Origin of the sequence: Muriicola marianensis (genome assembly GCF_014638095.1) — a bacterium.
Lineage (GTDB): Bacteria > Bacteroidota > Bacteroidia > Flavobacteriales > Flavobacteriaceae > Muriicola > Muriicola marianensis.
The window spans coordinates 1,778,979-1,787,125 of record NZ_BMFH01000001.1; the positions used below are offsets into that span (position 1 = coordinate 1,778,979).

General features: G+C 48.3%; 5 protein-coding genes. 4 read left to right on the forward strand and 1 reads right to left on the reverse strand.

Translation table 11 applies throughout. From position 1 onward, the window contains the following. The first annotated feature begins 28 nt into the window (after nt 1-28). The 3 genes from IEV19_RS08090 to IEV19_RS08100 all read left to right on the forward strand — a co-directional run bounded on the left by IEV19_RS08090 (nt 29) and on the right by IEV19_RS08100 (nt 3,741). Nucleotides 29-1,084, forward strand: a complete 1,056-nt coding sequence (locus tag IEV19_RS08090) for an alkane 1-monooxygenase (RefSeq protein ID WP_188370148.1) — start codon at nt 29-31, stop codon at nt 1,082-1,084. A gap of 90 nt (nt 1,085-1,174) precedes the next feature. Further along, nucleotides 1,175-2,686 (forward strand): glutamate--tRNA ligase, encoded by a 1,512-nt coding sequence (gene gltX, locus IEV19_RS08095; RefSeq protein ID WP_188370149.1) that lies wholly within the window; start codon nt 1,175-1,177, stop codon nt 2,684-2,686. A gap of 122 nt (nt 2,687-2,808) precedes the next feature. Further along, nucleotides 2,809-3,741, forward strand: a complete 933-nt coding sequence (locus tag IEV19_RS08100; protein ID WP_188370150.1) for an SPFH domain-containing protein — start codon at nt 2,809-2,811, stop codon at nt 3,739-3,741. A gap of 229 nt (nt 3,742-3,970) precedes the next feature. On the opposite strand, the gene IEV19_RS08105 is transcribed toward IEV19_RS08100, so the two are convergent. Continuing rightward, nucleotides 3,971-5,656, reverse strand: coding sequence for a glutamine--tRNA ligase/YqeY domain fusion protein (locus IEV19_RS08105; protein ID WP_188370151.1), 1,686 nt, complete (start codon nt 5,654-5,656; stop codon nt 3,971-3,973). Nucleotides 5,657-5,886: 230 nt separating this feature from the next. On the opposite strand from IEV19_RS08105, the gene IEV19_RS08110 reads away from it, so the two are divergent. Then, nucleotides 5,887-8,142 (forward strand): T9SS type B sorting domain-containing protein, encoded by a 2,256-nt coding sequence (locus IEV19_RS08110; RefSeq protein ID WP_188370152.1) that lies wholly within the window; start codon nt 5,887-5,889, stop codon nt 8,140-8,142. Nucleotides 8,143-8,147: the final 5 nt, after the last annotated feature.

The window sequence follows — 8,147 nt, forward strand, 5'->3', positions numbered from 1 at the left end:
AGGTCAAAAATTTGTTAAAAAGCTAAAGATGAAGGATTTAAAATACCTGTCGGCCCTCAGCATCCCCCTTTCCGCTGTTATCGGTATATCCCTTGGTGGCTATTGGTGTTTTCTCACCCCTGTCTACGCCTTTGTCATCATTCCCATCCTGGAGATCCTGCTTCCCGTAGATCCCGTTAACGACGACCACCATACCAAGGGCAAGAAGGCAGCAGATAAACTCTTTGACTGGATGCTCTACGCCAACCTGCCTCTCGTTTACGGATTGTTGATCTATTTTCTATGGGCCGTTTCAACCTTTGGATATTCACTTTCAGAATTAACCGGACTTGTCCTTTCGCTGGGTATAGTTCTGGGCACCAATGGAATCAACGTGGGTCACGAACTCGGGCATCGCCAGCAAACCGGAGAGCGGTTTCTCGGGAAGCTACTCTTGCTTCCTTCCCTCTACATGCACTTTTACATAGAGCACAATTTCGGGCACCATGTTCACGCCGCTACAGCCGAAGATCCGGCCACGGCTCGCTACAACCAATCTGTGTATTCGTTCTGGTTCACCTCTGTATGCAGACAGTACATCAATGCATGGAAAATTCAGAGTAAACTTCTCCGACAAAAGGACCTTGGGTTCTTTTCTCTTCAAAATGACATGTTTTGGTATCAACTCATCCAGGCGGGCTACCTCCTGACCGTATATCTCATTTTCGGTTCAACGGGCCTGCTCTTTGCTTTCGCCTCAGCCGTGGTAGGTTTTCTTTTACTTGAAACAGTGAACTACATAGAGCATTACGGTTTGTTGAGGAGCCGGAAAGCATCGGGGCGTTACGAACGGGTAAGGGAAATACATTCCTGGAACAGCAACCATGTCCTGGGGCGCATCATTCTTTATGAGCTCACCAGGCACAGCGATCACCACTATATCTCCTCCAAGAAATACCAGCTGCTCGACTGCCATGAGGACTCCCCTCAAATGCCTTTTGGATATCCCACTTCCATGGTCCTTTCCTTTATTCCTCCTCTGTGGTTCCGGTTGATGAACCCGAGGATCCCCGAGGCCATGAAACCCTCTTATGGAAAGGCATAGAAGGTCGATTTGATTCACTAAGGGAGACCTCAATCCTGTTTTTGGGATTCCCCCTCTTCCCCCTATCTTTGCCTTTTCAAGACTTCCTTCATGAGTGAGAAAATACGTGTGCGGTTTGCCCCCAGCCCAACAGGGCCCTTGCATATAGGAGGGGTGCGTACTGCCCTGTTCAATTATCTGTTCGCTAAAAAGAAAAAAGGGACGTTTATCCTCCGAATTGAGGATACCGATCAAAACCGATATGTTGAAGGTGCAGAGGAATACATCATCGAGGCATTGAACTGGTGTGGAATCCCATTTGATGAAGGGCCCGGAAAAGATGGAGGATTCGGACCGTACCGACAAAGTGAACGCAAGCACCTTTACAAACAATACGCCGAAGATCTGGTGGAAAAAGGAATGGCCTACTACGCGTTCGATACGGCAGAATCTCTGGATCTGCAACGGAAAGAACTGGAAGAAAAGGGGAAGACATTTATCTATAACTGGCACAACCGGGAAAGACTGCAGAACTCACTGACCCTGAGTCCTGAAGAGACCCGGACCAGGCTCGAAGCAGGGGAGGAGCATGTGATCCGCTTCAAGACGCCTCACGACCAGACCGTCCATTTAACAGATGAGATTCGCGGCAGGATCAATATCGATGCGTCTTTACTGGACGACAAAGTGTTGTTCAAGAGCGACGGAATGCCCACTTACCACCTGGCGAATGTGGTGGATGATCATCTCATGGAGATCACCCATGTCATCAGGGGGGAGGAATGGCTTCCTTCCCTGGCACTCCACGTTCAGCTCTACGAGGCCTTTGGGTGGAAGCCCCCGGTATTTGCGCACCTTCCCCTGATCATGAAGCCGACTGGAAAAGGGAAGTTGAGCAAAAGGGATGGTGAAAAAATGGGATTCCCGGTTTTCCCGCTTTCCTGGGGAGATTCAGTGGGGTACAGGGAGGCCGGCTATTTCCCGGAGGCTGTAGTGAATTTTCTGGCCATGCTGGGCTGGAATGCCGGAGATGATAAAGAAATGTACTCCCTGCCGGAATTGATCAGTGCCTTTTCTCTGGAAAGGGTCCACAATTCCGGGGCGAGATTCGATCCGGAAAAGACTAAGTGGTATAACCATCAGTACCTGCAGTTAAAATCGGATTCCGAAATTGCCTCTCTATACAGGCCGGTCATTCAGGATGAAATCGGGAACAAGGAAGATGAAATTAATGAGGAGTATATACGCGAAGTAGTTTCCCTGGTCAAGGAAAGGGCCGATTTTGTAAAAGACCTGTGGGGCCTGAGTTCGTATTTCTTTGTGCCTCCCCAGGAGTACGATGAGAAGGCTGTAAGAAAGCAATGGAAAGAGCATACGCCCGGGATTATGAAATCCCTTATAGAGGTTGTGGAAAATGTTGAGCCTTATGACTCATCAACCCTTGAACAGAAGATCAAGGATTGGATCCAGGAAAAGGAATTGTCCTTTGGGATGGTGATGGCGCCCCTGAGACTCCTTATTGTAGGCGGACTCATGGGTCCGCACCTGTTCGATATCATGGCGCTGATAGGGAAGGATGAGAGCATCGCAAGGATCCAAAGAGGTTTGCAGGAACTTACCTGAAGTATTTTTATTTCTGTCCGCTGCCATAGCAGAATTTAGGAGTATATTGTAACAGATGCGCAGGAAATGCGACATATTCCTTGCGTATAGTTTATCATTCACTAACTAAATTCTAAATTCCCATGGGCAACTTTATCCTGATCCCTATTTTATTTTTTGCATTTGTCGTTTTGCTGATGTCCTTCTTTGTGGTGAAGCAACAGACGGCAGCCATTATCGAGCGTTTCGGCCGTTTTCAAAGCGTTCGTAACTCCGGGCTTCAAATGAAGATCCCGCTGGTTGACCGAATCGCAGGGCGGGTCAGCCTGAAGATCACCCAGCTCGATGTGATCGTGGAGACCAAAACCCTGGATGACGTATTTGTAAAGCTGAAGGTATCTGTCCAGTATGTGGTGATTCGGGATAAGGTTTATGAGGCATTTTACAAATTGGAATATCCGCATGAACAAATTACCTCCTATGTCTTTGACGTGGTCAGGGCCGAGGTACCTAAAATGAAACTGGACGATGTCTTTGTAAAGAAGGACGATATCGCTATTGCGGTGAAAGCCGAATTACAGGATGCCATGCTTGATTATGGATACGATATCATCAAAACCCTGGTTACCGATATCGATCCGGATGCACAGGTGAAAGCGGCCATGAACAGGATCAACGCTTCCGAGAGGGAAAAGATCGCTGCCCAATTTGAGGGAGACGCCGCCCGTATCCTCATCGTAGAAAAAGCCAAAGCTGAGGCCGAAAGCAAGCGATTGCAAGGGCAGGGGATTGCGGATCAAAGAAGGGAGATCGCGCGCGGACTCGAAGAGTCGGTGGAAGTCCTTAACAAGGTAGGGATCAATTCTCAGGAAGCATCGGCACTGATCGTGGTCACCCAGCACTACGATACCCTTCAGGCAATTGGGGAAGAAACCGATACCAACCTGATCTTACTGCCTAATTCGCCCCAGGCAGGCAGTGATATGCTGAACAATATGGTCGCCTCATTTACGGCGAGCAATATGATAGGGGAAGCGATGAAGAAAGATCAGACAAAACCTAAAAATCCAAAATAGGCCTACGGAATATCAGAAAAAACCCGAAACTGTCTTGGTTTCGGGTTTTTTTATGCTCTTATCGTCCCTAAGTACAGGATTAGCCGTTTTTAAGGCCCTAAAGACCGCTTTAACTAAAGGATGGTCTGTTAACCCATCCTTTATAAAAAAGTTCATTAAAAACAGGCTGAAACGGCCTGTTTTAATTTAATATACCTATTGTTATATTAAAATTAATAGGTTTTGTCGATTATTCCTGCTTAGCGATTTTTGCCCAGCTATCCCTCAGGGGGACAGTGCGGTTAAAGACCAGATTCGATTCTGAAGAATCCTTGTCGACATTGAAGTAGCCTATCCTCTGAAACTGGAAATGGTCTTCTACTTGTGCTGACTTCAGGCTGGGCTCTACATAGGCTTTGATCACTTTGAGGGAATCGGGGTTGACAAAGTCGAGGAATTCTTTATCCTTGTGGGTGTCCGGAGATTCATCTGTAAAAAGTCGGTCGTACAAACGTACTTCAGCTTCCAGTGCGTGTTCTGCAGATACCCAGTGCAGGGTGCCTTTCACCTTGCGGAGGCTTTCTTCAGTTCCGCTACCACTTTTGCTTTTGGGATCGTAGGTACACTGAATCTCGGTGATATTCCCATCCGCATCCTTGGTACAACTCTCAGCTTTGATAATATAACCGTTTTTGAGTCGGACCTCACCTCCCAGTTTGAGTCTGAAGAATTTCCGGTTGGCCTCTTCCCTGAAATCTTCTCTTTCGATATAGATCTCCCTGGAAAATGGGACCTCTCTGTACCCGGCTCCCTCATCTTCTGGGTTGTTCTCAGCTTTCAACCATTCAGTATTTTTTTCAGGATAGTTGGTGATGACCACTTTTACCGGATCCAGCACAGCCATGACCCGGGGTGCCTTTTTGTTAAGGTCTTCCCTTACGTGGAATTCCAGCAGGGAGACATCTACCAGGTTCTCCCTTTTTGCGATCCCGATAGTGTCAGCAAAGTTCCGAATGGATTCCGGGGTATAACCTCTTCTCCGCATTCCGGAAATAGTGGGCATCCTCGGATCGTCCCATCCACTGACCACCTTTTGTTCTACCAGTTGCAGGAGTTTGCGCTTGCTCACTACCGTATGGCTCAGGTTCCTGCGGGCGAACTCACGTTGTTTTGGTCGCACTTTTTTCGGGTCGATCACCTGGTCCAGAAACCAATCATATAACTCCCGGTGCGGAGCAAATTCCAGGGTACAGAGGGAGTGGGATACCTGTTCGATATAATCGCTCTCTCCGTGCGTCCAGTCGTACATCGGATAAATACACCAATCGGTATTTGTGCGGTGATGGGCTTTGTGGAGGACCCTGTACATGATGGGGTCTCTCATCAGCATATTGGATGCGGCCATATCTATCTTAGCCCTGAGGACATGGGAGCCTTCAGGGAATTTCCCCTCCTTCATGTCCTTGAACAGAGCAAGGTTTTCTTCCACGCTCCGGTCGCGATAGGGACTGTTGGTGCCCGGTTCCGTAGGTGTTCCCTTTTGAGTCGCCATTTCCTCTGAGGTTTGGCTGTCTACATAGGCCTTTCCTTCACGGATCAGATCCACCGCCCAGTCGTATAGCTGTTGGAAATAGTCCGAAGCGTAACATTCACTATCCCAGGTAAATCCAAGCCAGGACACGTCCCGTTTAATGGCGTCTACATACTCTTTTTCCTCCTTTACGGGGTTGGTGTCATCAAATCTGAGGTTGACAGGGGCCGAATACCGCAGGCCCAGCCCGAAATTCAGGCATATGGAGCTCGCATGGCCGATATGCAGATAGCCGTTGGGTTCAGGGGGAAACCTGAACCTCAGCGCGGATTTTGGGAATCCGCTGGTCAGGTCTTCCTCGACAATATGTTCGATGAAATTCAAGGATTTTTTCTCTTCGCTCATTTTCAACGATTAGAAGCCGCAAAGTTAGTAAAAATGGGAGTATGAGGCCGATAAAAAAGCCTATCCATACAAATAGTACCATTTCACAACATATTTAATCAGGCCCACAACATTAAATTCTCCCCGCGGCATTAATATGACATATTTGTTAATGAATACTATGGGATTCAGAAAACTGGTGGAAATGAAAAGCATAATGCCAGCGTAGTCCCCCAAAACTACACCCGCTTATGGAAACAAAATTATTCTACAGCTTACGGGTTTTGTTGTTGCCAGTCGTCCTACTTGCAATCGGCAGTGTACAGGCCCAGGTGCTCAACGCTCCTGTTGCGGCGCCAAATCAGACCCCTCCTCCGGGATCTACCCCTTGGAACAGGGCTTGTGCCTCGTCTTCCTTCAACGATTACTGGGTTAGATTTACCTGGAACCCCCCAATGGTGAACACCGACAATGAATTTATCCTGGAACTCTCAGATGCCGATGGAAACTTCGGCAGCCCAGTAGAACTGGCAAGGGATGGGAGCAAGAATCTCGTATTTGATTTCTACATGCAATTCCAGGTTCCCGCCGATACCCGGGGTGAAAATTACAGACTCAGGGTAAGAAGTACGAGTCCGGCCGTAACCGGCCCGGCCTCGGATCCCTACCCGATGTACTATATCAGTGTAAATACGGGATTGACGATCAGGCCACAAGGACAGGCAGATTTTGGAGACGGAACGGCTCAGGTGTGTGATGGTAACTCCATCACTCTTGAAGTTTATGGCCTTGCCAATGCCGATTCCTATACCTACAACTGGTATCGTTCAGGCACTCTTTTGGCTGAAAAATCCGAATCAATCACGGTGAGCACTTCAGGAATGTACAATGTAGAGATCGATTACGGCGCTTGTTCCGGATCTGGTAATACCTTGTCTAACCTGATCGACGTGACTGCCGGGTCGAGCCTGGGTATAGCCATCAATCCTCCCGCCAAGACAGACCTGTGTTCGGGAGAAACGGTTGACCTGGAGGCGAATATCAACAACCCCAGCCTCACCTATACCTGGTACAAGGATGGGGCAGTGATTCCCTCATCAAACAACTACATATATACTGTAGATGCTTCCAGCCCCGGTTTTGAAGGGGAATACCAGGTGGAGATCTTCGGACCCGGAGCCTGTGTAGAACGGTCTGCGGGTGTTACGATCACCAATGCAGGTGATTTCACGGTAACCCGTGATAATGCCGCCAGTGTGGTTCTGCTGCCCGGTCAGAATACGACATTAAGTGTCAGCACGGATGCTTCTTCCCCTACCTATCAATGGTACAGGGATGGGAGTCCGGTTGCGGGAGCAACCTCCCCAAGCCTGGTGGTAAGCGACACAGAGACAGGAACCTATTTTGCCAGGGTTACCCTGAGCGGAGGAGCCTGTACTTCTACATCTGTTGATTCCGAAACCACCGAAGTGGTTACACCTGATTCCTTTGAACTCATCGTGGATTACGCCACGTCTTATACCGCTTGTGAAAGTACGAGTGTTGCCCTTGAAGTGGTAACTATCAATGCACTGGACAGTGGTGGAAACCGGACGGATGTAACCTCATCTGTGATCAACGACTTTTCCTATCAGTGGAAAAAGGACGGGGTTGATGTAGGAGGTGCAAACAGCAGTTTGATAAGCCTTACGGATGCTTCTGAAAACGGGGCCTATACCCTGGATGGAACGATCAGCAGCTATGCCAGTACTTCCAATTCCCTTACCGTTCAGTTACTGGTCAATGAAACCCTGACCATCAGCAGTACGGGAACCGTAACCTGCGGTCCTTCAGAGCCCATTACTATCAGTACGACCACGGACCTTACCAGTGAGACCTTCTCCTGGTTTAGGAACAACAGTGATATGGGGGTGTCCACTCCTGAACTTTCTGTGACAGAAGCAGGAACATACCAACTGGTATTAATGCGAAATGGTTGTCCATTATCTTCTAACGAGATCGTGATAACGCCTCTTGACGAGAATCTGATCACCCTGGATCCCGGAGAGAACATAGTGTTCCCCCAAGGAAGTTCCAGGACCGTAACAGCCTCCGGAGGAAGCAGTTATAGGTGGCTAGACAGCAACAACAATGAAATGAGCACCGGCAGCTCCATGACCTTTACATCAGAAGGGCAGTTTGTCCTGATCGCTGAGGTAGGAAATTGTCAGGTGATACGAAATATCAGTGTATCCTATCTGGACACTTTTAGGGTGCCCAATGTGATCACGGTGAATGGAGATGGGGTCAATGATCAGTGGATCATCCCGAATTCCTACTCCAACAAATCCGATGTAAATGTGATCATTTACAATGAAAAGGGCGAAGAGGTCCTTAATGAATTCAGCTATCAAAATAACTGGCCTTCATCTTCCGTGAACTTTCCACGGCAGAACATGGTGTTCTTCTACAAGATCCGCAACGGGGGAGAGGTCCTAAAACAGGGAACTATTACCGTTATACGCTAACCAAA